Annotated in this window: 24 protein-coding genes; 1 reads left to right on the forward strand and 23 read right to left on the reverse strand. The window is 45.8% G+C overall.

The features are described 5' to 3' along the window. Positions 1–49 precede the first annotated feature (49 nt). The 10 genes from E0D71_RS02005 to E0D71_RS02050 form a co-directional block, all read right to left on the reverse strand. Positions 50–970 (reverse strand): DUF368 domain-containing protein, encoded by a 921-nt coding sequence (locus E0D71_RS02005; protein WP_133001620.1) that lies wholly within the window; start codon positions 968–970, stop codon positions 50–52. After that, positions 963–1628 carry a protein-L-isoaspartate(D-aspartate) O-methyltransferase gene (locus E0D71_RS02010; protein ID WP_133001621.1) on the reverse strand — a complete coding sequence of 222 codons (666 nt, stop codon included), beginning with the start codon at positions 1626–1628 and terminating at the stop codon, positions 963–965. The genes E0D71_RS02005 and E0D71_RS02010 overlap by 8 nt, the downstream gene beginning before the upstream one ends. Continuing rightward, positions 1625–2371, reverse strand: a complete 747-nt coding sequence (gene surE / locus E0D71_RS02015) for a 5'/3'-nucleotidase SurE (protein WP_133001622.1) — start codon at positions 2369–2371, stop codon at positions 1625–1627. The genes E0D71_RS02010 and surE overlap by 4 nt, the downstream gene beginning before the upstream one ends. Next, on the reverse strand, positions 2349–3443 hold the full coding sequence (locus E0D71_RS02020) for a tRNA pseudouridine(13) synthase TruD (protein WP_133001623.1): 1095 nt from the start codon (positions 3441–3443) through the stop codon (positions 2349–2351). The genes surE and E0D71_RS02020 overlap by 23 nt, the downstream gene beginning before the upstream one ends. Next, positions 3443–3931: a 2-C-methyl-D-erythritol 2,4-cyclodiphosphate synthase gene (ispF, locus tag E0D71_RS02025; protein WP_133001624.1), complete on the reverse strand. Its 489-nt coding sequence runs from the start codon at positions 3929–3931 to the stop codon at positions 3443–3445. The genes E0D71_RS02020 and ispF overlap by 1 nt, the downstream gene beginning before the upstream one ends. Before the next feature lie 22 nt (positions 3932–3953). Next, positions 3954–4646 carry a 2-C-methyl-D-erythritol 4-phosphate cytidylyltransferase gene (ispD, locus tag E0D71_RS02030; RefSeq protein WP_133001625.1) on the reverse strand — a complete coding sequence of 231 codons (693 nt, stop codon included), beginning with the start codon at positions 4644–4646 and terminating at the stop codon, positions 3954–3956. Then, positions 4643–4918, reverse strand: a complete 276-nt coding sequence (locus E0D71_RS02035) for a septum formation initiator family protein (RefSeq protein ID WP_133001626.1) — start codon at positions 4916–4918, stop codon at positions 4643–4645. Before E0D71_RS02035 ends, ispD begins: the two co-directional genes overlap by 4 nt. A gap of 107 nt (positions 4919–5025) precedes the next feature. Beyond that, the gene (eno, locus tag E0D71_RS02040; protein ID WP_133001627.1) at positions 5026–6327 is read right to left on the reverse strand and encodes a phosphopyruvate hydratase; all 1302 of its coding nucleotides are present in this window, start codon (positions 6325–6327) and stop codon (positions 5026–5028) included. Positions 6328–6379: 52 nt separating this feature from the next. Then, a complete protein-coding gene (locus E0D71_RS02045) occupies positions 6380–8014 on the reverse strand; it encodes a CTP synthase (protein WP_133001628.1) in 1635 nt (544 codons plus the stop codon). Between the two features lie 183 nt (positions 8015–8197). After that, on the reverse strand, positions 8198–9151 hold the full coding sequence (locus E0D71_RS02050) for a PDR/VanB family oxidoreductase (RefSeq protein ID WP_133001629.1): 954 nt from the start codon (positions 9149–9151) through the stop codon (positions 8198–8200). A gap of 286 nt (positions 9152–9437) precedes the next feature. On the opposite strand from E0D71_RS02050, the gene E0D71_RS02055 reads away from it, so the two are divergent. Next, entirely contained in the window at positions 9438–10118 is a 681-nt protein-coding gene (locus tag E0D71_RS02055) for a hypothetical protein (protein ID WP_133001630.1), read from the forward strand. 57 nt (positions 10119–10175) lie between these two features. Here E0D71_RS02055 and E0D71_RS02060 read toward each other — a convergent pair whose 3' ends face one another. The 13 genes from E0D71_RS02060 to E0D71_RS02120 all read right to left on the reverse strand — a co-directional run bounded on the left by E0D71_RS02060 (position 10176) and on the right by E0D71_RS02120 (position 24944). Further along, on the reverse strand, positions 10176–12221 hold the full coding sequence (locus E0D71_RS02060; protein WP_133001631.1) for an FUSC family protein: 2046 nt from the start codon (positions 12219–12221) through the stop codon (positions 10176–10178). Positions 12222–12229: 8 nt separating this feature from the next. Continuing rightward, positions 12230–13090 carry an HlyD family secretion protein gene (locus E0D71_RS02065; protein WP_133001632.1) on the reverse strand — a complete coding sequence of 287 codons (861 nt, stop codon included), beginning with the start codon at positions 13088–13090 and terminating at the stop codon, positions 12230–12232. Positions 13091–13095: 5 nt separating this feature from the next. Next, the gene (locus E0D71_RS02070) at positions 13096–13299 is read right to left on the reverse strand and encodes a DUF1656 domain-containing protein (protein WP_133001633.1); all 204 of its coding nucleotides are present in this window, start codon (positions 13297–13299) and stop codon (positions 13096–13098) included. 115 nt (positions 13300–13414) lie between these two features. Next, positions 13415–14353 (reverse strand): D-2-hydroxyacid dehydrogenase family protein, encoded by a 939-nt coding sequence (locus E0D71_RS02075; protein WP_133001634.1) that lies wholly within the window; start codon positions 14351–14353, stop codon positions 13415–13417. Positions 14354–14375: 22 nt separating this feature from the next. Next, complete coding sequence (gene tilS / locus E0D71_RS02080; RefSeq protein ID WP_133002101.1) at positions 14376–15680, reverse strand: tRNA lysidine(34) synthetase TilS; 1305 nt, start codon at positions 15678–15680, stop codon at positions 14376–14378. A gap of 144 nt (positions 15681–15824) precedes the next feature. Beyond that, the gene (accA, locus tag E0D71_RS02085) at positions 15825–16772 is read right to left on the reverse strand and encodes an acetyl-CoA carboxylase carboxyl transferase subunit alpha (protein ID WP_133001635.1); all 948 of its coding nucleotides are present in this window, start codon (positions 16770–16772) and stop codon (positions 15825–15827) included. 114 nt (positions 16773–16886) lie between these two features. Then, positions 16887–20363 (reverse strand): DNA polymerase III subunit alpha, encoded by a 3477-nt coding sequence (gene dnaE / locus E0D71_RS02090; protein ID WP_133001636.1) that lies wholly within the window; start codon positions 20361–20363, stop codon positions 16887–16889. Between the two features lie 4 nt (positions 20364–20367). Beyond that, positions 20368–20967, reverse strand: coding sequence for a ribonuclease HII (gene rnhB, locus E0D71_RS02095; protein WP_133001637.1), 600 nt, complete (start codon positions 20965–20967; stop codon positions 20368–20370). Further along, positions 20967–22112, reverse strand: a complete 1146-nt coding sequence (gene lpxB / locus E0D71_RS02100) for a lipid-A-disaccharide synthase (RefSeq protein WP_133001638.1) — start codon at positions 22110–22112, stop codon at positions 20967–20969. The genes rnhB and lpxB overlap by 1 nt, the downstream gene beginning before the upstream one ends. A 79-nt stretch (positions 22113–22191) precedes the next feature. Beyond that, a complete protein-coding gene (gene lpxA, locus E0D71_RS02105; protein WP_133001639.1) occupies positions 22192–22968 on the reverse strand; it encodes an acyl-ACP--UDP-N-acetylglucosamine O-acyltransferase in 777 nt (258 codons plus the stop codon). Next, the gene (fabZ, locus tag E0D71_RS02110; protein WP_133001640.1) at positions 22968–23408 is read right to left on the reverse strand and encodes a 3-hydroxyacyl-ACP dehydratase FabZ; all 441 of its coding nucleotides are present in this window, start codon (positions 23406–23408) and stop codon (positions 22968–22970) included. Before fabZ ends, lpxA begins: the two co-directional genes overlap by 1 nt. A gap of 6 nt (positions 23409–23414) precedes the next feature. Then, on the reverse strand, positions 23415–24446 hold the full coding sequence (lpxD, locus tag E0D71_RS02115) for a UDP-3-O-(3-hydroxymyristoyl)glucosamine N-acyltransferase (protein WP_133001641.1): 1032 nt from the start codon (positions 24444–24446) through the stop codon (positions 23415–23417). A 3-nt stretch (positions 24447–24449) separates the two neighbouring features. Further along, positions 24450–24944 (reverse strand): OmpH family outer membrane protein, encoded by a 495-nt coding sequence (locus tag E0D71_RS02120; protein WP_133001642.1) that lies wholly within the window; start codon positions 24942–24944, stop codon positions 24450–24452. Between the last annotated feature and the right edge of the window lie 18 nt (positions 24945–24962).

Consider the following 24962-nt stretch of genomic DNA (forward strand, 5'->3'; position numbering starts at 1 on the left):
AAATTATTGATAACCTACTACCTCAAAAGTCACCTGAAAAACAAAAAATTTATTTGTCTGCTTTTAGTAAAGAAATGTAAGAAATGAGAAGCACACTCAACAAACCAGCAAAAACAAAGAACAACGGAAGCAGCAAATCACTTCCTATTTGGTAATTTATTGATTGCCAAGGCAGTATCAAATGTTCCTCTAAAGGCAATTTTTTATGCCCTACTGTGATCCAAGTGTCCGTCACCTTCCAAGGCCAAACTTTAACCAGCGCCCCCAACATAATGCCGGTTAATGCAGCAAGCGTTGTTTGCTTTGCATGTTCAAGCAATGCATTAAGCACTTTGGCAAAACTTAGCAACCCAATCAAGGCACCACCAGCAAAAACGGCGATAACCATTAGATCAAGACTTTTCACCGCGCCCATAATAAAACCGTACATTCCTAGCATCAGTAGCAAAAAGCTGCCTGAGATACCCGGTAAGATCATCGCACAAATAGCAATCATGCCTGATACAAAGATCATTGTATAAGAAATACTCAACTGAGTTGGTACGATCAAGGAAACAGCCGCGCCGATACAAATCCCTATGACTAAGAATAAAAAATGGCGCACTGAAAAGCCTTTTATCTGACTAATCAAAAAATACGCTGATGCCAAAATCAACCCAAAAAAGAAACTCCACAAATACGCTGGATAGGTGGCCAACAAATGAGTAATCAGGCCAGCTATAGCAAAAATACTGGTTAATATGCCAAGTCCCAAAGGCAATAAAAAGCGCCCATCAAAATGGCGCCATAAACCTTTCAAGTCCCCCTTACAAAGCAACATGAGACTGCTTTTATTCACCCCACTTAAAGCATGAAGTAAGCGATCGTATAGACCTAAGATAAAAGCGATAGTACCACCAGACACACCCGGGACGACATCGGCAGCCCCCATCATTACACCACCCAAATACACTTTTAGCCAATTAGGCATATTCTTTACCTTCTAATAAGGGAACAAAGTGCGCAGGCGCTGTTCCTAAACATTTCCAATGCTGACCTTTCTTTTGCCAACACCCAATACATGATACAGGCGTATCTATCGGCATAATAAGTATGCCGTTTTCTTTCAGGCAATCCGTTAACGCAATCGGTACCTTACTCGCCATAGCGGTAATAATAACGGCATCCATGTCGATTTTTTGTGGCCAACCCGCCTGGCCATCACCAAAATGAAATTCCACATTATGAACGGACATCTTAGCCAATCGCTCTTTCGCCAAGCGATAAAGCGACTCTTGTCGCTCAATGGTATGCACCTTATTAAAAAAGTGAGCCAGAATGGCCGTTTGATAACCAGACCCTGTTCCTATTTCCAATACTCGGCCACGGCGAGCATAGTCCAACAACCACTGCGTCATCCGCGCAACGGTTAAAGGCTGGCTAATCGTTTGGTTTCGACCAATAGGTAACGGTGTGGCGGAATAGGCAAGGTGAGAAAAAGCAGGTTCAACAAAGTCATGGCGCGCAAGACCGCCCATTACTGCCAGCAATTCTAAGTGGTGAATTCCCTGCTCTTTTAATTGAGCCACCATCTGTGCAGTTCTAGGTTCTGTGTGTTTCACCAACCAATTCAGATCGTATGGGCTCATAACGTCAATGAAACAACCCAATCTTCTAGTGGCTTTTTCGCTTCATGACAGGTCATGTCTGTATGAATCGGCGTAATAGACACATACCCTTCCTCAACGGCATGAAAGTCTGTTCCTGGTGACGCATCGTGAGGTTCAGACAAGGCACCAATCCAAAAACTGGGCACTCCTTTTGGGTGTTGGGCGCTGATCGCTTCTTGTGCTCGCTGGCGATAACCAAGACGCGTCACCTTTATCCCCTTAAGCTGTTCATAGGGCACGTCTGGCACATTAATGTTCAACAAGATGCCGGGCGCTAAGGCAAGGCGAGGAGAATCTTCAATAAGCTGCTGCACCACTTTTGCAGCCGTCTCAAAATAAGTATCCCCCACCAAAGAAACCGCCAATGCGGGGCGACCAAGGTGACGCGCTTCCATCGCGGCTGCGACTGTGCCTGAGTAGATCACATCATCACCCAAGTTTGCACCATGGTTAATACCAGACACCACTAGATCAACCTGCCCTGCAATCACACCAGAGAGAGCCAAATTAACGCAGTCGGTTGGCGTGCCATCCACTCGATAACTGTTTTCAGATACTTTGGTCGGTTGAAGCGGCCTGGTTAAGGTGAGAGAGTTACTCGCACCACTGCGATTTCGATCCGGAGCGACCACCAAGACATCGTAGTTAGCCGCTAAGTTCAGCGCCAATGTCTGGATGCCTAAAGCATCAATTCCATCGTCATTCGCGATCAATATTCTCATGGTGTTTCTCTACTGATTTGTCTCTAAAATCTATCATTTCACGCAATATACTGGTCGCAAAGCACCCTTTAGACAAAGAGAACTCCACGATAAGCTGCGCCTTCTCATTAGGCCCTTGTAGCAATTCCCAGGCCATATCCATGGGCATTAAACGCGCTAGGCGACTCTCTCGAGACAAACCAAAATTAATCAAGCCGTCAACCAATTCCATATTGCCTGACAAACTTGCTTTGATTGCTTGCTCACGCTGTGGGCCAGTGCCCGCTTCCCAACCTTCACAGATCAATGGCAGCACAGGATGGACGCCGCCTCGCATGGCTGTAAGATGCAGGTCTGCGGTCATATCCTTAACACGAAACTGCTCATCTCTTGCCTGATATTGAGCAATATCCCCGTCGCAAAGACGCGCCCACATACCTGACTCAACTTGCTGACTCAGTGCCTCATTGAAACACCAAGAGCGAATCGCCGATAACCAAAAGGACTCTGTCTTCGCCAGTTTGTTGCGACCTTGCCTGCCTTTGAGCACAAACCCTTTGCCATTATGCAAGTTATTGCCGTTTATACCGAAGCGCTGTGGACCATAATAATTGGGCACACCGCCGAGCTTAATTAACTCAAGGCGACTTTGTAACTCATCTAAATCGCCATCAAGCTCTCGCAATCTCAGCACAAAACGGTTAGCAATATGACTGCCTGTGCGCAATTTTTTAGAATGACGCGTCTGACGAATTACCCGAACACTTTCTGGTTCACGAAACGCTTCCTGAATACTGCTAAGGTCAGGGGTTTGGTTCAATACATGCAAACAAAACCACTGTCTGGTACAAGCATGACGATCTTTTACGCCACTGTAAGTCACCTTGTTAGGGGCTATGCCAGCAATTTGTGCCAAACGCTTTGCCAAGAAGTCTGTATTAACACCTTGTTTTTCAATGAAAACAAAGCAAAATTCGCCTTGCTCATCCGGCTCAAAACCCAGCACTTCTTCAACATAAAAATCCTGCACTGTGGTTTTTAAATCACCCGTAATCGCAGGCTTTGACCAAGCATATCGCCATTCGGTATTCATCACTTATCCTGCTTAACTATCAACGCGACAGCCTCAACGGCAATCCCTTCTTTACGGCCGGTAAAGCCCAGTTTTTCCGTCGTGGTGGCCTTCACATTCACCTGCCCTATTTCGACCTCTAAATCAGCGGCGATGTTGGCTCGCATCAGATCAATATAAGGACGCATTTTCGGCGCTTGCGCAATAATAGTGACATCCACATTTCCCACTAAGAAACCCAAATTTTGAATTTCTTGGTAAGCACGCTTTAATAATATTCGGCTATCGGCCCCTGCAAAGGCTGGGTCTGTGTCCGGGAAATGGGTACCAATATCACCCAGCGCCGCAGCGCCTAACAAAGCGTCTGTTAACGCATGCAGCACCACATCACCGTCTGAATGAGCGATTAAGCCTTGGGAGTAAGGGATACGCTCACCACCGAGAACAATATGATCCCCTTCACCGAATTTATGTACATCAAAACCATGACCGATACGAAACGGTACCATGATAAAGTCTCCCATTTGATAATTAGTGTAGTTGAGAAAAAAGCGCTTCTGCGATCAATAAATCTTCCGGTAAAGTCACCTTGATATTGCTGCTCTCACCGACCACAAGATCAGGGTTCCAGCCTACAAACTCCATCGCAGAACATTCATCGGTAATTTCTACCGCGTGCTGACTGGCTTTTTTTAATGCGTCATATAAGGCATCAGCAGGAAATTTTTGCGGTGTTTGTGCAAGCCAAATATGATTACGGTCCAAGGTACTGTGAACCTTACCAGCGTCCGTTTGACGCTTCACGGTATCGCGCGCAGGAATGGCTAAAATAGCCCCCTGTGGATGGGTATTTTCTACGATTCGCTCTAATGCTGTCGCGGTTAATAATGGACGAGCAGCATCATGCACCAAGACTGACTGACTGCCAACCAGATGTTGCTCATGCAAAAAACGTAAGCCTTTTTGCACCGTATCACTGCGTGTGTCACCGCCCACAAAAGTAGAAACTTGACGGTGGTTTAACCATTTTGAATCTTGCCAATATTCGTCATCAGCTCCTAAGCCAACAAGGATGCCGGCAATCAGAGGATGATCAATGAAAATTGCGATGGTACGGTCTAAAATCGTGTCGCCAGCTAACGAAAGGTATTGTTTAGGAAATCCCGCATTCATTCGCTGACCAACGCCAGCGGCAGGAATAATAACCCAAAGAGGTTGTGTCATTTTTCTACTATCCGATAAAAAACTTCGCCGTCTTTAATGTATTGAAGCTCGGTTCGAATGTGCTCTTCCACCGCCTCTTCACCTTGACGAAGGTCGCCCACTTGCGCTCTTAGCGCTTGATTACGATGTTTAAGTCGTTGATTAACGCGTTCTTGATATTCAATTTGCTTGGCCAATTCTTCCTGTCGTTTTATGCCCTGCTCACCATAATAAAGGTGGTAACCCTGATAGCAAATCGCACAACCAAACAGAAACAGTATCAATCGCGGCATAATGCCCTCAGCCTATCTATTCACAATCCTCTATTATCAAAGGAAATCGAATAAAAAAAAATAAAAAAAGGGAGAACAATGTTCTCCCTTTTTCAAATCAGAACAAATTATGCCTGACCTTTGATCTCAGAAAGACCCTTGTATGGGGCTTTTCCACCTAACTGCTCTTCAATACGAAGCAATTGGTTGTACTTAGCAACACGGTCAGAACGGCATAAAGAGCCTGTTTTAATCTGTCCAGCCGCCGTACCCACAGCAAGATCTGCAATGGTCGCATCTTCTGTTTCACCAGAGCGGTGAGAGATAACCACGGTAAAACCAGCGTCTTTTGCCATCTTGATGGCCGCTAACGTTTCCGTCAAAGAACCAATTTGGTTGAATTTGATTAGGATTGAGTTCGCAATACCTTCATCGATGCCGCGTTTCAAAATCTTAGTATTGGTTACGAACAAGTCATCACCAACCAATTGGATTTTATCACCCAACAATTTAGTTTGGTGTGCAAAACCTTCCCAATCAGACTCATCAAGGCCATCTTCAATCGATACGATTGGGTACTGCTTAGTCAGGTCTTCTAAGAAAACGTTAAACTCTTCTGAAGTGAATTTCTTACCTTCGCCTTTCAGATCGTAGATGTTTGCTTCTTTGTCGTAAAACTCAGAGGCGGCACAATCCATCGCTAGCGTAATATCTTTACCAAGCTCATAGCCAGCCGCCGCAACCGCTTCTTTAATAACCGCTAACGCTTCTGCGTTCGATGCTAGGTCAGGCGCGAAACCACCTTCATCCCCTACCGCAGTGCTTAGACCACGATCGCTCAATACTTTCTTCAAAGCATGGAAGATTTCAGCACCGTAACGTAGAGCTTCACGGAAGTTTGGCGCGCCAACAGGCTGAATCATAAACTCTTGAATATCAACGTTGTTATCTGCATGCTCACCACCATTGATGATGTTCATCATAGGCACCGGCATAGAGTAAACGCCTGATGTGCCATTGATGTCAGCAATGTGGGCATATAATGGCACTTTCTTAGAAATTGCCGCCGCTTTCGCCGCCGCCAAAGACACAGCCAAAATAGCGTTAGCACCAAAGGTAGATTTGTTTTCCGTACCATCAAGGTCAATCATGATTTGATCAAGTTCGGCTTGCGCAAGCGCGTCTTTGCCGATCAAAGCGTCACGGATTGGACCATTAACAGCGGCAACGGCTTTAAGAACACCCTTGCCCAAATAACGACTTTTATCGCCGTCACGTAATTCTAAAGCTTCACGAGAACCGGTAGAGGCACCAGACGGTGCACACGCTGAGCCTACAGAACCATCCGCCAACACAACATCGGCTTCAACAGTAGGATTACCACGAGAATCTAAAACTTCTCTGGCTTTAATATCAACGATCTGACTCATAACAAACCTCTTAAAATAAATGAAAAATCACAAACGATTATGCTTGTGCTAATTATTTTTCTTTACCTGCATGCTTCAATGCTGCGTGAACAAATGCACTGAACAGGCCGTGTCCATATCTAGGTGTAGACGTAAATTCTGGATGGAATTGACAAGCCACAAACCAAGGATGATCGGCAATTTCTACCATTTCAACCAAAGAATTGTCTTCTGATCGACCAGAGATCGTCAAGCCAGCTTCTTCTAACGCATCCAAATAGAAGTTATTTACTTCATAACGATGGCGATGACGCTCGGTAATAACCGCTTCTCCGTAAGCTTCAAATGCTTTCGTGCCCGCTGTTAAATTACAATTTTGAGCGCCTAGGCGCATCGTGCCACCTAGATCAGATTCCTCTGACCGGATTTCTTTGGAACCCTCTGTGTTCGTCCATTCTGTAATCAGACCAACAACTGGGTTCTCTGCTTTTAAATTAAATTCTGTACTGTGTGCACCAGACAAGTTCGCTACATTTCGAGCAAACTCGATAACCGCAACCTGCATCCCTAAACAAATGCCTAGGTAAGGTACTTTGTTTTCACGGGCGTATTGTGCTGTGGTGATTTTACCTTCAACACCACGCTCACCAAAACCACCAGGAACAAGAATCGCATCCATTCCTTTTAGTACTTCGGTGCCGTTTTCTTCGATGCTTTCCGAATCGATGTAGTGCAACTTCACTTTAGTACGCGCATGAATGCCGGCGTGATCCATTGCTTCGATCAAGGATTTATAAGCGTCCAACAACTCCATGTATTTACCAACCATGGCGATATTGATCTGTTTTTCAGGGTTCAATTTGGCTTGCGTAACCTTGTTCCAAATACTCAGGTCAGGCATATCGCAATCAAGGTTGAAACGCTCTACGATCAAGTTATCCAAACCTTGGTCATTCAGCATTTGTGGAATACGGTAGATAGTATCAGCATCCGGTAATGAAATAACCGCACGCTCTTCTACGTTGGTGAACAAAGAAATTTTCTTGCGTTCAGGCGCTTCGATAGTCACTTCAGAACGACAAACAAGAATATCAGGCTGGATACCAATAGAACGCAACTCTTTCACAGAGTGTTGGGTTGGCTTAGTTTTGGTTTCACCCGCTGTGCGGATGTAAGGAACCAAGGTCAAATGCATGAACAAAGCACGGTGTGAACCGACTTCCACTTTCATTTGACGTACCGCTTCTAGGAAAGGTTGAGACTCAATATCACCCACGGTTCCACCAATCTCAACCAATGCTATATCAGCACCTTGAGCGCCAGCAATAACGCGGCGTTTGATTTCATCTGTGATATGAGGGATAACTTGAACAGTACCGCCTAGGTATTCACCACGACGTTCTTTTTTCAGAACATGTTGATAAATACGACCTGTGGTGAAGTTATTACGCTTACCCATTTTAGTGGAGATAAAGCGTTCATAATGACCAAGGTCTAGATCGGTTTCAGCGCCGTCTTCAGTGACAAACACTTCACCGTGCTGGAAAGGACTCATGGTGCCAGGATCCACGTTGATGTATGGATCCAATTTTAGCATGGTGACTTTCAGTCCACGAGATTCAAGAATAGCCGCCAAAGAGGCTGCCGCTAAGCCTTTACCAAGTGATGAAACCACGCCGCCTGTGACGAAAATATATCGTGTCGCCATGAGTGTTTAACCCGCCTTAAAGAATGAGAAAATGAGATTTGATGGCGCATATTAATACACCTTCAGGACGGGAGAAAATGATAACATCGCAAGGCATTCCACTCAATGTAAAACGTACCTGTTTTATACTCGGTAAAATGAAAATAGCCCCAGCAATTCGAAAACACCTTGTAAACAGAGCACTTAGAGGTCAAGTTCGAGCAAAGACGTTTTTGAACGCGAGCAACAGGGCATAATAAGACCACCAGCCGCCTTCTCTTTCTCACTGAGAAACAAATCCCTGTGATCTGGCACACCATGGCATACCTTTGTTTGACAAGTACCACAAACGCCCTCTTCGCACGACACGGGAAGATAAATTCCATTGGCGTCTAAGACTTGAGTAATGGTTTGCTCCGGCGGCACGTCAAACTCCTCGCCCGTGCTGTGAATCTTAAGCGTAAAGCGAGTATTCGAGTCCTCTTTAGAGACCGGCGATAACCCAGAGAAGTACTCTTTGTGTAAACGCTCCTGCGACCAACCAAGCGTTTGCGCCTGCCACTCTAACTGCTGAATAAAATCAGTCGGACCACACAAGTAGAGTTCCGTGCTAATAGCCTGCTGAGACAACACATTCAAGATATCCATACGCCCAGAGGTTGGCACCTGACTAAAATGAAAATGCACCTTATCGGCAAACGAAGCGGCTTTTAGCCAAGCCACAAAGGCCGCAGCATCTGGGGTGCGAGCGCAATAATGAAATTCAAAAGGCTTCATCATTTGCTCTAACTGCTGCGCCATGGCAATCAAGGGAGCCACCCCAATACCACCCGCAATAAGCAATGATTTTGCCGGGGTTGTCGCTAACCGAAAATGGTTCTTAGGGGCACTTATCATCAGCGTTTCGCCAACATTAAGTCGATGCATCTCCTCAGAACCACCTTTTGATGAATGCGCCTTAAACACAGCCACTTCATAACACCGAGGATCGTCCTGTAAGCGACAAAGCGAATACTGTCGAATTAGCCCACTGGGCAAACGAACATCAATGTGTGCTCCTGCCTCATAGGGCGGCAAAACACCCTCTTTAGCATGAAAAACGACTCGGATGATATCCTGAGTCTCTCTCGTTCGACTTCCTACAACAACGGCAATCATACATCCCCCAGAAAGCCTTTTTACAAGACTTTCATTGCGTATTGTTAGATAAAGCACCATCTTAAACGACTTTATTAACAATACGAGTCAAACAAAATCAGAACATTCACTGTCTTCCGTCAATGTTCTTTATTTACTTTATTGCTAAACATTCATTGCGGCATACGGACCTAAAAAAGACATCGGCAAGGTTTACATTGACGAAAGTGACAGCAACAATCAATTCAGACTTTTACACCGAAGTTGACACTATACTTCCTACAAGGTTACCCATTAGGAGCACACCATGAGCCCAGAACAACTTCATAACTTATATGCTTACTCAAGCGATGTAGAGCAAGCTATCAAAAAACTTGAGGCTTTATTAACAAAACCTACGCGCTCTCTTATTGGTTTAACAGGAGGCCCTGGCTCAGGCAAAAGCACGCTTGCTACCTATTTAAGCGCAAGAATGGAGGAGTTACACCCTAACCAAGTGGTCTGCCTATCTATGGACGGTTTTCATTTTCCAAAACAAACCCTAAAACAATGGCCAAATGCCACCGAAGCCTTCGCCAAACGGGGCGCACCTTGGACGTTTGACTGCGCTGCGTTTATGAACAAAACGCGCACTCTAAAAGCGCTGTATCAACAACAAGATACCAGATGGCCAAGTTTTGATCATCAGCTAGGGGACCCCGTTGACAATGACATACGGATCCCCAAAGAAGCAAAGATCATCCTTATTGAAGGACTCTACCTGCTGCACGATAAAGACGGTTGGCAAGGATGCGCTGATTTACTTGATCAGCACTGGTTTTTGGACACCCCACTAGAACTTGCCATTGAACAACTCGCCAAACGACATATGAAAGCATGGGGCTTTACCCATGAACAAGCGATGGCGAGAATTCAGCAAAGCGATTCTCTCAACGCTCACACAGTGCTCGCCAGCAAATCTGGCGCCGACTGGTATTTAACGGTGTAATGTCAGCACAGCGACAGAGTCGAGGAAAATTAAACCCAGCAAACAATGCGCGCGGTCTTACCCTTTCTCCTCGGCGACAATCGCTGCACTGCGCTTCAAAGAGAGGCTTATGCGTTGAAACATCCCTTGAATCATCTCTGTCTGAGGGGTATTTCCTACTCGTTCAACAAGCTCGCTATGGACAAGGCTACAGGCGTTTTCAAACTCCTCTGTCATCTGCCCTTTGGTGGCCAACATAAACGTCTTAGCTAACGCCGCTTGCCACGCATCCACAGCCTTTAAATTCCCACCCGCAATGCCTTCGCACAAGGAGTGTAATTTAATCGAGACATGACCAAGGTTTAGCCCAGTTAACCCTAAGTCAGTTACAACCCGAGTCGTTGAACGTTGATCGTAATTAATCAGCCGCAACAAACGATCTTCCATCCTGCAATTAAACCAATCGCTGGGGTTATCTTTGCTCTTTAATTCTGCCAAATCTGCGGTCGTCGCTTTAAACAATCGACGCACCAACAGCTGGTTACTTGGCCCCTCAATAAGCTCAAATACCCAATACAATATGCACACACCCACAAAGATGGCCATCGCGGAGCTTAAGGTATAATCCACAGAAAACGCCAGAGACATGTCCATACTCGGACGCACTAAAATACTAAATGGAATACAAAAGCCCAACCCATAAGGCAATGTTTCACGTTTGGCTAAAGCCAATAAACCAATAAAATACGGCGCCGCCAGCACCAGCAACAACACTTCCAGCTGCCCAGAACTTTGCGCCAAGAGATTCAGCGCATAAAAAATAGCCACGGGCACAGCAACCAGCACGCCAATCAAAATACGCTGCAAGACAACTCTCAGAATCATCCGCGGTAAACGCGCTAACATGATGGAGAAAATAGCGGGCAAAATCATAATCATTAAGGCCGCACTGGCCCCAGTATTGATCCAGATAAAAGCGCCCACCAAGAAGATCACACCGGTTCTTACGCCTGTCACCAGACCAACCAAAGGATCTCTATGGGTATGAGCACTAGGCGCTTTGAGCAAGCTGCTATCACGACTTTCAAGAGCACGGAACGCACGCAGCAGAACCGTCAAATCAGCGGTCAAATCCAAGCCTACCGTCAGCATTCTTGCTTCAAACGGTCGATCATTATTAGGCTGCTGACGAAGCTCTAAAATCGTCTTACGTAACGCCCTTACTTGCTCATAGCAATCATCAAAATCATTCGAGTCAGCAATAGCGGTAAACGCCGCTCTCAGTTGATCTAACAACTCACTCAGGGCGGGGGTTATCATTTCTGGATGCTGGCGCTGCAAACGACCAAAGATTTGTATCACCGCCAGCAAGGACAAGATTTTATGGCTGATTTGATTCGCCGCTCGCGCTCTCCCAGGCCCTTCTGGCCCCTCATAAGACACAGCGCTCGAATCATCACTTACCAAACTCAACGTTTGCATGATGCTATCAATGTGCTGGTGACGCTTTTCATGGGACCCGGCGGGGTCTAATTCGGCCACCAAATAACTCAGCGTTTGGTTAATCACAGAGCGCGATTGCGCCTGCAAACTGTGCCTCACCTTCACCGGCCAAAAAAGGTGACTAACCACAGCCGCACAAATCGAGCCCAATACAATTTCACTCACTCGCGCTTGCGCCACGTTAAATACGGCCTGGCTGTCTGCAGTGGTCGGAGACACCATCACCAATAACACGATGATTTCTGCGGTGACTCCCGCCATCGCAAAGCCATAAATAAAATTCGCCTGTCTAACCATGGCTGACAAAGCGGAGTTAATTCCAAGCCACAAGGTGACAATGCCAATCGCCAAATAGGGGTACGGCATGAAATAACTCAAGATCACAATACCAACGACGCCCCCCACAAGCGTGCCGGCGATTTGGCAGACGGCTTTTTCAATCACCAAACCGCCTTCTGGACGCATCTGTAGAAAAACCGCTGAAATCAACGCCCAATAAGGTCTATCAAGATTAAGATACATGGCAATGGTCAACGCCATTGCCATCGCAATCACACCTTTTAGCGCAAAGATAACCGCATAACGCTCAGGCAAGAATAGAGCTCGAAAAACAACGCCCATGCTATGGCCTACTGTTCAGACAGATGAATAGAGACTGTCATACCGGCACTGAGTTGAACGCCTTGAGGAATCGAATCAAGCTTAATATCCACAGGGATACGCTGCGCCAACCGTACCCAGTTAAAGGTTTGCTGGATCTGAGGAAGTAATTGATTGTTGCTTTGTGTGTTGGTATTAGCAATCGCTCGCCCTACACTAACAACCTCACCGGCGAGCGCCTTACCCCCACCTAACAAGGTCACCTTTGCTTTTTGACCAAGGTGAATTAAAGGCAATTTGGTCTCTTCAAAATACCCAGTCACATAAAAAGAATTGGCTTTTACAATGGCCAGTACAGACGAACCCTGTTTAACATAATTGCCTTGGCGTAAATTCAAATTAATAATATCGCCAGATTCGGGAGCATAAACGGCCGTTCTTTCAAGATTCAATTTGGCGGTTTCAAGCTCTGCTTGTGCCAATTTATAATTGGCTTCTGCCACCTTGGTATTAATCCGAGCCACTTCTAAATCTTCTAAGCTAATTGAGTTCGTTTTGACCAACTGCTTACGGCGCTCGTATTTGTGTTTCGCTAACGCCAGCGCGTACTTTTCTGTTTCAACCGTCGCTTCACTTTTGGCTAACGCCGCTTGATAACGCAATGGGTCTACTTCAAACAGCAACTGGTCTTTTTTAACTGGCTGGTCATTATGAATATTAAGCTTAGTTACCCACCCCGACACATCTGGTGCCACAGTGATAATATCCGCTCGAACTCGGCCATCTCGTGTCCAAGGTGAATGCATGTAATCATTCCAAACCCAAGACCCTGCGACTCCGGCCACCAAAATCACCAACAACGTTATAAGCACGCGCACTGTTTTCATCATAAACCTTATCTTCCACCCAATAAATAAACCGTTGCCGCCAAATAACAAAAGAACAAAGCCACCTCAAACCAAGCGACTTTCCAGATTCGTTCTCGAAGATGAAGCCAATGCAAAATAAACCGAGTGCACGCCACCAAACAAAAGGCGATAGGAAGAAGAATAACCAATGGGCTAAACTCTAACCCTGCAAAAGAGATGGTTTGTAACATCGTACCTCACCTTATACTGCCTCATAAAGCGATGCCAAAACACCGCAAACAGACGCTAAAAAATACAAAACTAACGCGCTACTGCGCCCTATTAAAGACTCGGGCGCAATGACGTTTACTCAGCAGCGTACGCGACTAGATTTTCAAACGCGACTCGACAATAAAGCTCGTAGCTGTTTTTCTCCACATAACCAATGTGTGGCGTCGCCAAGACATTGGGCAAGGACAATAAAGGCTCAGAGTTAGCCATCACAGGCTCTTGCTCAAACACATCAATGGCTGCAAACCCAGGAGCACCGGCACGCAAAGCCTCGACTAATGCCCCTTGTTCCAGCAATTCAGCTCGACTGATATTAACCAACAAGGCGTCTTGTTTCATTTGCCCTAAATCGTCTTTTGTCACTATGCCTCTGGTGCTGTCATGCAACCTTAAATGCAGCGACAAAACATCACTTTGCGCAAAAAACATCGCTTTAGAGGACGCTGCTGTATACCCTTCTGCTAGCGCTTTTTGACGAGAGGCATCACTGCCCCACACCAGCACCTTCATACCAAAGGCGTTGGCATAGCGAGCGACCCGCTGACCAATTTTACCAAAACCCCAGATACCAAATGTTAAACCCTCAAGCGTTCGCCCCAACCCTAACGAGCCTGAGGATTGCCATTGTCCTGCACCGAGCTGACTGGCATAAGGAACAATATGGCGTGACGCCGCCATCACAAGCGCCCAACAAAGCTCTGAAGGCGCCACTGGAGAACCAACACCTTCTAACACGGTAACGCCTCTTTTCTGACAGGCCTCCGCGTCCAGGTGATGACTGATTTTGCCAGTCTGGCTGATCACTTTAAGCTTGGGCAAAGCGGCCAAAAAAGCCTCATCGACCGTGGTTCTCTCTCGAATCAGCACCACGGCCTCAATGTCTTGAAGGGCTCGTATTTTTTCTTCTTGGCTTAAAATATCACTGATGATAGTCACGTCATGAGCCTGTAATAAAGACATACATGCCAGGTCTTTTATGACATTTTGATAATCGTCTAATATCGCAATTTTCATCATTTTCTCATTCTGCAGAGGGTTAACCTAAAGGAAAAGGCAGCGTTTCGTTTGCGCGCCAATCAAACTTTATATCAAGGTAACTAGGGTGACGCCATAATGAACCAATTGCAATCAGCTCATCGTCCAAATAGAGATAAGGTAAATGCTCTCGCCACCAGCTTGGCACCTTCTGATCATTAAGCCATTTCTTGAGTTTTCGCCGATGACCATTAGCCAGCAAAAGGGCGGCACCTTGGGGGCGTTCACGTAGGGAAAAGCACCCACGACCTTCAACCAATAACTGATCAAAATCGCGTGTTAACGGCACCCCTGAAATCAATTCCCCAAGCTGCACAGGACGCTCTTTTGGCAACACATAAACAACACCTTGATGGCGCATAATACGTCCTGATGCGAAACAAAATTCTGGTTGCTTATGATCGTCCCCAAACACCATAGCCGCAACACTTTCTAACTGGGTATGTGTCAATGACACTCGTTTCTCTTGTAAAAAATGACGCAACCAAAACAAGCGTTTTTCTTCTGGCATGGCTGTTAGGTGTTGCAGTATTAAACCACCAAATGCATCACACCAGTCGACCAATTGCTTTGCCGCAAACTCGGCAAGCATACTGTAGTCTGTTGCCACCCGTTGCGCAGTCAAGCCTATGCTTTGCTCCATTTTAGGGAAGCGTATTTCTAATGTGGGGAGTATTCGATGACGAATAAAGTTTCGTGTAAATCTTTCATCGTCGTTGGATTCGTCTTCCACCCAATACAAGCCATGTTCTTTAGCGTACGCCACTATGCAAGCTTTGGGAGTGGCCAAAAGTGGCCGTATTAGCGTCGCTTGACCTAATGAACGCACTGCGGGGATACCAGACAGACCTTTGCCACCCGTCCCTCGCAATAAGCGAAACAACACTGTCTCAGCTTGATCTCCTGCATGATGTGCCATGAGAAAAACGTCGGCCGGATTAAGCTCTTCTTCAAAAGCCGCGTAGCGGGCTTTTCGTGCCGCGTCTTCTATTGACGCCTGCTCGCCGAGCACCACTCGCTTCGCCACAAACCGCACATTTAACCCTTGGCAAATAGCCTCGCAATGATTCAGCCAATCCTCTGCATTCGCACTCAAGCCGTGATGCACATGTATCGCCACTAACTTTTCTTTTTGTTCCGCATTCAAGGCGATCGCCAACGCATGGAGCAAGACATGAGAATCAACACCGCCACTGAATCCGACCCAAATTAGGCCATCACCCTCAAATAAAGCGCGAATCCAGTCAGGGTGAAAGCTCAACGGGTGAGTCGATAAAATCGGTGGTAATGAAGAATAAGCAGGCATAATCGAAATTAAAGTCATCTCTTATATAGGTATGAAGGGAATACTATACCGGAGCAGCCTTATCTATAAACAAAAAAGCCCCCTAAAAAATAGGAGGCCTTTGATAACCGGTATGACTATTATAAGCCGTAAGGCGTTAAACGATTATAAACCGTAAGACATTAGACGGTTGTAACGTCGAGCCAGCAGCTCTTCGCTTGTTAATTCATCCAAACGCGCCAACGCAGCCAATACGTTTTCTTTTAAGCTTTGTGCAATTTGCTCGTGAGCAATGTGTGCACCGCCCATTGGCTCCTTGATGATAGTATCAACAAAACCAAGTTCTTTTAGACGATCCGCTGTGATGCCCATCGCTTTCGCGGCATCAGAAGCGCGCTCAGCACTCTTCCAAAGAATAGAAGCACAGCCTTCTGGAGAAATAACAGAATAGGTGCCGTATTGCAGCATCATAAGTTCATCACACACGCCAATGGCCAATGCACCACCAGAACCACCTTCACCAATAACGGTAGAGATAATCGGTGTTTTAAGACGAGACATGGCCGCAAGGTTAAAGGCAATCGCCTCACTTTGACCACGTTCTTCTGCACCTATACCTGGGTACGCCCCAGGTGTGTCAATTAGCGTAATAATTGGCAACTTAAAGCGCTCTGCCGTTTCCATTAAACGCAACGCTTTACGGTAACCTTCTGGACGCGGCATACCAAAGTTGCGAAGCACTTTTTCTTTTACTTCACGACCTTTTTGGTGACCAATAACCATCACAGGGCGACCTTCTAGTCGTGCGATACCGCCGACAATGGCACGATCATCCGCGTAATGACGGTCACCATGCATTTCTTCAAAGTCTGTGAAAACGTGTTTAATGTAATCTAACGTGTACGGACGCTTTGGGTGGCGCGCAAGTTGCGACACTTCCCAAGCACCTAGATTACTAAAAAGACTTTTAATAAGCGCGACTTTCTTGTCTTCAAGGCGGCTAATTTCGTCACTAATATTGAGCTCGTTATCGTTACCGACTAAACGTAACTCTTCAATTTTTTGTTCGAGTTCAGCAATCGGCTGCTCAAATGGGAGATAATCTAAATTCATGTTTAATTACACTGCTGTTTGGTTGCCATCAAATACAAGGCAAAAGACATTTTGCCATCTGCTCTGTCGGCGCCGCTTCTCGCAACGCTCTTTTGTACAAATTATAAAATGAGGCTAAGTATACACTAGCTGAACATTTTGTTTACCGTATTGTTTCTGAAGTTCATGAATTAATTCGTCATTGGGTAAAATCTTCCAATTTGACCCTAAACGAATATCTCCATGCGCTTGATCCGTATCGAACCCTATCACTACATCACATCCGTTCCCTCGAAATGGTTCCATGTATTTGGCCAGCTCTTGAATCGCTCTGGTCGTTACTGTTTCTTCACTCCATGTAATACGTAAAGCTTCGACATAACGAACACGAGCTTGAGGAATATCGAATATATTGCGCGCGATAACCTTTTGCCCGCCTCGGAACTCATCGACATTGATTTCCCCTTCAACCACCACGACTTCATCTTTTACAATGACGCCTTTTAAGGCTTCGTAGCTATCAGGGAATACCGTCACCTCAATGCGCGCCGAACGATCATCCAAAGTCACAAAAGCGATGTTTCCACCTTTTTTACTTTTGGTAATCCGTAAATCAACAATCAATCCCGCCATGACCTGTGTATCGCCACGCTTTGGCTGCAAATCAACGATACGAGAACGCGCAAAACGACGAATTTCTTTTTCGTATTCATCAATCGGGTGACCTGTGACATAAAGACCCAATGTGTCTTTTTCACCATCTAAACGCTGACGTCCAGACCACTCGTGTTGAATACCAATTTCATCGTAGGCATTCTCCGTTGGTTCTTCAACTGCAATACCAAACAGATCCATCATGCCTGCATCTTTACTTTTTGCGGCTTGGTCTGCTCTTTTCAAGGCGCCGTCAATCGAAGCAAACAAGGTCGCTCGATTTGGCCCTATCGTATCAAACGCTCCTGAACGCACTAACGCTTCCATTACACGCTTGTTAACCTTGCGACCGACCCGCTGGCAAAAGTCAAAAATGTGCTCAAACGGCCCATCTTTACGCGCCTCAACAATCGCCTCAATCGGGCCTTCACCCACCCCTTTGATCGCCCCTAAACCGTAGACAATCTCGCCGGCTGGTGTCACGGTAAACTTATAAACCGACATATTCACATTCGGCAATTCTAATGGCAATTTCATCGAACGACATTCTTCGATGAAAATAACGATCTTGTCCGTGTTTTGCATATCCGCCGACAACACGGCAGCCATAAAGGGCGCAGGATAATGTTTTTTCAACCAAGCGGTTTGGTAAGACACCAAGGCATAAGCCGCCGAGTGAGATTTGTTAAACCCATAGCCGGCAAACTTCTCCATCAAGTCAAAGATATTACCCGACAACTCTTTATCAACATTGTTTTTCAGCGCGCCTTCCATAAAGATTAAGCGCTGCTCAGCCATAACTTCGGCTTTTTTCTTACCCATTGCTCGACGCAACAAATCGGCGCCACCCAGTGAGAATTTTGCCAACACCTGAGCGATCTGCATAACCTGCTCTTGGTACAAAATAATACCGTACGTAGGTTCCAGAACCGGAATAAGGTCTTCATGTTGATAATCAGGATGTGGGAAAGCCAACTCGGCTCGGCCATGCTTACGGTTGATGAAGTCATCTACCATGCCGGACCCCAAAGGCCCCGGACGGAACAAGGCTACCAAGGCGATAATATCTTCAAAACGCGATGGCAATAGCTTCTTGATCAACTCTTTCATGCCACGGGATTCCAGCTGGAACACCGCCGTCGTTTCCGCCCGTTGTAACAAGTCATACACGGACTTATCTTCAAGATCGATTAAGGCAATATCGAGAGGAGGCTTACCCGCAACCTCATGGATCTGATTAATATTCTTAACCGCCCAATCCACTACGGTCAGCGTTTTCAGTCCCAAGAAGTCGAACTTAACTAGGCCCGCTTCCTCAACGTCATTTTTATCGTATTGAGTCACCAAACCGGAACCGTCTTCTTCACAATACAAAGGCGAAAAATCGGTCAATTTGGTCGGCGCTATCACCACACCACCGGCGTGTTTACCAAAGTTACGCACAACGCCTTCAAGGGAAAAAGCCATTTCCATGACTTCTGCTGCGTCCTCATCCCCAGCCAAAAACTCAGGCAACGCGGGTTCTTCTTCCAACGCTTTTTTTAGCGTCATGCCAATTTCAAAAGGAATCAACTTAGACAGTTTATCGCCAAGGCTATAGGGTTTACCTTGCACCCGTGCCACATCTCGTACTACCGCCTTCGCGGCCATCGCACCAAACGTAATAATCTGCGATACCGCATCTCGACCGTATGTTCTTGATACATAATCAATCACTCGGTCACGGTTATCCATGCAAAAGTCGATATCGAAATCGGGCATGGAGACACGCTCCGGGTTCAAGAATCGCTCGAACAGCAAATCGTATTCAAGTGGATCCAAATCGGTGATTTTAAGCGCGTAGGCCACCAAAGAACCGGCACCGGACCCTCGCCCAGGCCCAACGGGAATGTCGTTATCTTTCGCCCACTGAATAAAATCCATAACGATAAGGAAATAACCAGGGAATCCCATTTGGTTGATGATATTCAATTCGAAATCAAGACGATCCCAATATTCTTGGCGGCGCTTTTCAATGCGATCGCCATATTTATTCACCAGAAAATCAAAACGTTCTTGAAGTCCGTCGTAGGAGATCTTTTTGAAAAAGTCTTCCATCGTCATGCCTTCAGGCACCGGAAAATCTGGCAAAAAGTATTTACCAAGCAGCACATCAACACTGCAGCGCTTGGCTATTTCAACGGTATTTTCAAGCGCCTCAGGAATGTCTTCAAACAGGGCTTCCATTTCTTCAGCGGTTTTAAAGTATTGCTCTTCTGAATAGCGACGTTTGCGACGTGGATCATCCAAAGTAACGCCATCATGAATACACACTCGTGCCTCATGGGCTTCAAAATCTCCACGTTTCAAAAAGCGTACATCGTTGGTCGCAACAACAGGACACCCTAGTTCAGCGGCAATGGGGACAACCTGATGGATAAAGCGCTCTTCACCTGAACGACTGGTTCGTTGTAACTCAACATAGAAACGGTTAGGGAAAACCGACATCCAATACGCCAACTGTTGCTTGGCTTCCTCTGGATGCCCTTTTTCTAGCAACTTACCAATATCACCTTCACGAGCACCAGATAAGGCAATGACATCGTCGCTATGCGCTTCAATCCAAGCGCGCTTAATAATCGGACGACCTTCAACCTGCCCCAATTGGTAGCCTTTAGAAATCACCTTGATGATATTCTTATAGCCTTCATTCGACATCGCAAGCAGCGTCAAACGAGAACGGTCTTCAACCTTCTCATCTTCTTCTAACACGACATCCGCGCCACAAATGGGCTTAATCCCTTTGTCCATCGCGCCTTTATAGAAGCGCACAAAGCCACACAAATTATTCTCATCTGTGATCGCGACAGCTGGCATCGACATGCTTTCAGTCGTGCCCAATAAGCCTTTCACTTTTACCAAGCCATCAACTAGAGAAAACTCGGTATGAACACGTAAATGGATAAACGATGTGGACAAAATATTAACCTTCTAAAAATTTCTTCACAGGGCCAAAGGTGCGCCTATGAATAGGGGTAATGCCATATAACTCTAAAGCCGCAAGGTGCTGTGCGGTCGGGTAGCCTTTATGCTTTTCAAATCCGTATTGCGGATATTGCGCCGCCATTTTGACTATCTCTCTGTCGCGTGTCACTTTTGCTAAAATAGACGCGGCCGAGATAGCGGCATGACGCGCATCCCCTTTCACTACGGCTTCTGCTGGACAAGGTAAATCCTTGGGCACTCGATTGCCATCAATCAAAACATGTTCTGCTCTGACCGACAGCTGATTCACGGCACGACTCATCGCCAGCATACTGGCGTGCAAAATATTAAGCTGATCTATTTCTTCAATACTGGCGCTCGCCACCGCATACGCTAAGGCCTTTTCTTGAATTTCAACAAACAAGGCTTCTCGTTTTTTTTCGGTCAACTTTTTTGAATCTGCCAACCCTGCGATAGGCTTGTTAGGGTCTAAAATCACCGCTGCTGCAACCACATCGCCCGCCAGAGGGCCGCGTCCTGCTTCGTCCGCACCAGCAAGCAAATCACCAAAATACACACTACTCACAAAGGGTTCCATTAACGCTTCCCTTCAACCATATCAACAATTGCCTGAGCCGCCGTTTCGCCGGCATTTTTGCGCAACATTTGATGCAACTCCTGATAACGAGCTTGGATATTATGATCTCCCATAAAGGACTGCCAAGTTTGCAACAAGCGACGACTAAGATTAGCAGGCGTTGCTTGATCCTGAATCAATTCTGGCACAAGCGCATCATTCGCCAATAGATTAGGCAAAGACACATAAGGCACTTTCAGCATTCTCGACATGATAGCGTAAGTCAACGCACTAAACCGATACGCAACCACCATAGGTCGTTTGACCAGCATGGCCTCTAACGCAGCAGTACCCGACGCTAATAATACCGCGTCACTCGCCGCCATGACGGTTCGCGATTGCCCATCAATCAACACCGCTTCTGCGTTGGCTTCTTGCAACAAGGTTTCAATTTGCTGTTTGCGCTCTTGGTTCGCCGCAGGAATCAAAAACTGCGCGTCAGGTTGCTGCTGCTTAATAAGCTTCATCGTCTCAATAAACAAAGGGGCTAATTTGGCAACTTCACCGCCTCGTGACCCCGGCAATATGCCGAACACAGGCCCTTTCATAACCGGAAGCGCCAATGCCTTTCTTGCGTCTTCTGCACTGCTTTCTAAGGGAATATCGTCCGCCAATGTATGACCAACACAAACCACAGGGATATTGTGCTGATGATAGATAGGCAGTTCAAATGGAAACAAAGCCAACATAAGATCAACAGATTTTTTGATTTTGAAAATCCGTTTTTGACGCCAAGCCCAAACCGATGGACTCACGTAATGGACCGTTTTAATGCCCGCTTCTTTTAGCTTTTTTTCTAATGGAATAGTGAAATCTGGGGAGTCTATCCCGATAAACGCCGTTGGAGGGTGAGCCAGACAAGCTTGGTACAACTGTTTACGGATGCCGAGAAGCTCACGCAAACGTCCTAACACCTCTACCAGCCCCATGACAGAAAGGCGCTCCATTGGCACCATACTCGTCAAGCCTTGCGCTTGCATTAATGGACCACCAATGCCTTCAAAGACAGCGTCTGGTTGTAACATTTTAAGGTGGGCAATAAGATTGGCGCCGAGAATATCGCCTGAAGCCTCTCCTGCCACGAGAACATAACGCGTCACCGCCATTCAATTTCTTCCATTTTGAGTAATAAAAAAACCCCGAAATAGTCCGGGGTTTTCTCTAACAATGTCTAGCGAACAATGTTTAACGAACAATGCCGCGTTCAGAGCGACGGATAGACAAAACAAAGTTGGTCACTTCAGGTATATCGTAAATAGCACTGCCTTCAAGCTCAGTTAACGCCTGCTCTAAAGTCATTCCTTTTAGATAGATCGTCTTATACGCTTTTCGCAGAGCCTTGATAACCTCAGGAGATAAACCTCTACGGCGCATCCCCTCAAAATTCATACCATGGGCTTTGGCTGGGCTTCCAGAAACCATCATAAACTGAGGAACATCTTTAGCCACCATAGAACCCATACCGCACATGCTGTATGAATTCACTTGGCAAAACTGATGAATCCCTGTGTAGCCGCCTAAAATAACAAAATCTCCCACTTTTACGTGGCCTGCAAGCGCCGCGTAGTTCGCAAAGATATTATTATTACCAACAATACAATCATGACCAGTATGAGTGCTTGCCATGAACAAGTTATGGTCGCCTATCTGGGTCAAACCATTATCCTGAACAGTACCACGATGAATGGTCGCATTTTCACGAATACTATTATGATCGCCAATGATTAGCTTTGTTGGCTCGCCTTTGTACTTTTTGTCTTGGTTTGCTTCACCAATAGAAGCAAACTGATAAATTTCATTATGGCAACCAATCGTCGTATGACCATTGATCACCACATGAGATTTAATAACGCTACCCGCGCCAATCTTTACATGAGGTCCAATCACAGAAAAAGGGCCAACTTCAACGCTGGAATCCAGTTCTGCTTTTGGGTCAACTAAAGCTGTTGGGTGTATCGTCACTATAATTTCCTGTCTGCACACATAATAGTTGCGGAACAAGCAAGCTCGCCATCGACGGTTGCTTTACATTCGAATTTCCAAATACCACGTTTTTCAGTAATGATCTTGGCTTCTAATTGTAGTCTATCACCAGGAACAACAGGACGTTTAAATCGCGCCTTGTCAGACCCAACGAAATAATAGATAGAACCATCTTCAGGCGTTTTATCCATTGTTTTGAAGCCCAGTATACCCGCAGCTTGCGCCATGGCTTCAATAATCAACACACCAGGCATAACTGGGTGATCTGGGAAATGACCTGTAAAGAAAGGTTCGTTCACTGTTACGTTTTTATAAGCGACAATAGAATCATTTAGATTAATCTCAATAACTCGATCTACCAGTAAAAATGGGTACCTATGGGGTAAGTATTTACGGATTTCTTTTACGTCCATAATCATTTAGCATCAACCTTTTGTTAAAAGCTTATTAACTTGTTGTTCCAGTTTTGAGATTTGCTTTGCCATATCATCGATTCTTCTTAGTCTAGCCGCCGAACGTCGCCATTTATCCGTCGGTTCTAATCCTGTTCCAGAAGAATATGACCCTTCTTTAAGAATTGACTTACTTACCAAACTCATCGCCGTAATATGCACACAGTCTGTTATCGTCAAATGACCAACTATGCCTACTCCTCCTGCGATTGTGCAAAAAGAGCCTATTTTAGTGCTTCCAGCAATCGCGGCACATCCTGCAATCGCGGTATTATCCCCAATTACAACATTATGAGCAATTTGAACCTGGTTATCGATTTTAACACCATCACCGATTTTTGTATTCTCAATTGCACCACGATCAATCGTCGTGTTAGCGCCAATTTCTACTCGATTACCAATTTCTACTGAACCAAGCTGATTGATTTTTTCCCAACCGTCTTTTGTCGGTGCGAAACCAAAACCATCTGCGCCAATCACCACACCGCTATGAACAATACAATCTGAGCCAATTATAACATCGTGATAAAGAGTAACATTAGGGTAAATAAGGCATTTTTCAGCAATTCGAACGCCGCGACCGATAACCGTCCCCGCGCCAATCACACAACCCGCTTCAATAACGACGTCATCATCGATAACCACATTGGGGGCAAGCACGACATTATCCGCAATGGTGGCGCTATCAGAAATAACACAACTTGCGTCCATCCCTACCCATTTCTGAGTAGCGGGAACAAACAAATGGCTCAGAGCTGCAAACGCCAGGTAAGGGTTTTTAACTATGATGGCATTATCTAATACCGACGCCAGCTCATCACTTCTTACCAACACCGCACCCGCGGATGTTGTCGCCAACTGGCTTTTATATTTAGGGTTCGCTAAAAAACCAATTTCATGTGACTGAGCATTTTCAAGCGTCCCTAATCCGTCAATCCTTAACTCGGGGTCGCCTTTTACTCTACCCTGAACCTTTTCTGCTAACTGGGCTAGAGTATATTCCATGCTTTATTTTCCCTTATTCATTCGATCAATCAGTTCTTTTGTAATGTCGGCATCTGCCTTCGCATAAATAATCAACTCTCGGTTTAGCACCAAGTCTAATTTACGCTCTTTGATAATTTCTTTTAACGCAACTTCACCTTTTGGCGTCAGCGTCTTAATCAAATTCTGTTCAAGCTGTTTCGCTTGGCGCTGCATGCCAGCGGCCATATTACGAACTTGATTTTGACGTTGCGCCAGTTCAATACGACGTTTCTTTAAATCTTCTGGCGCCAATGTCAATTCGTCACGCTTTAAATCGTTGGCCATTTTTTTCAGTTTTTCTTGTTCACTTTTTAAACGGGCATCCATTTCAGCGACTTGTTTTTTCGGCTCTACGGCCTCTTTTTGCCCGATCGCGCTTTGCAATAAAGCAGCACGAAAATCGACAACAGCGACCTCATTGGCGTGCACACTGCCAATCAACATAAAACCAATGAGAGCACCTAGTAGGTTTTTCATATTCTATTCCTTTATTAT

The organism is Marinomonas sp. KMM3893, assembly GCF_004352855.1.
Taxonomy (GTDB): Bacteria; Pseudomonadota; Gammaproteobacteria; order Pseudomonadales; family Marinomonadaceae; genus Marinomonas; species Marinomonas arenicola.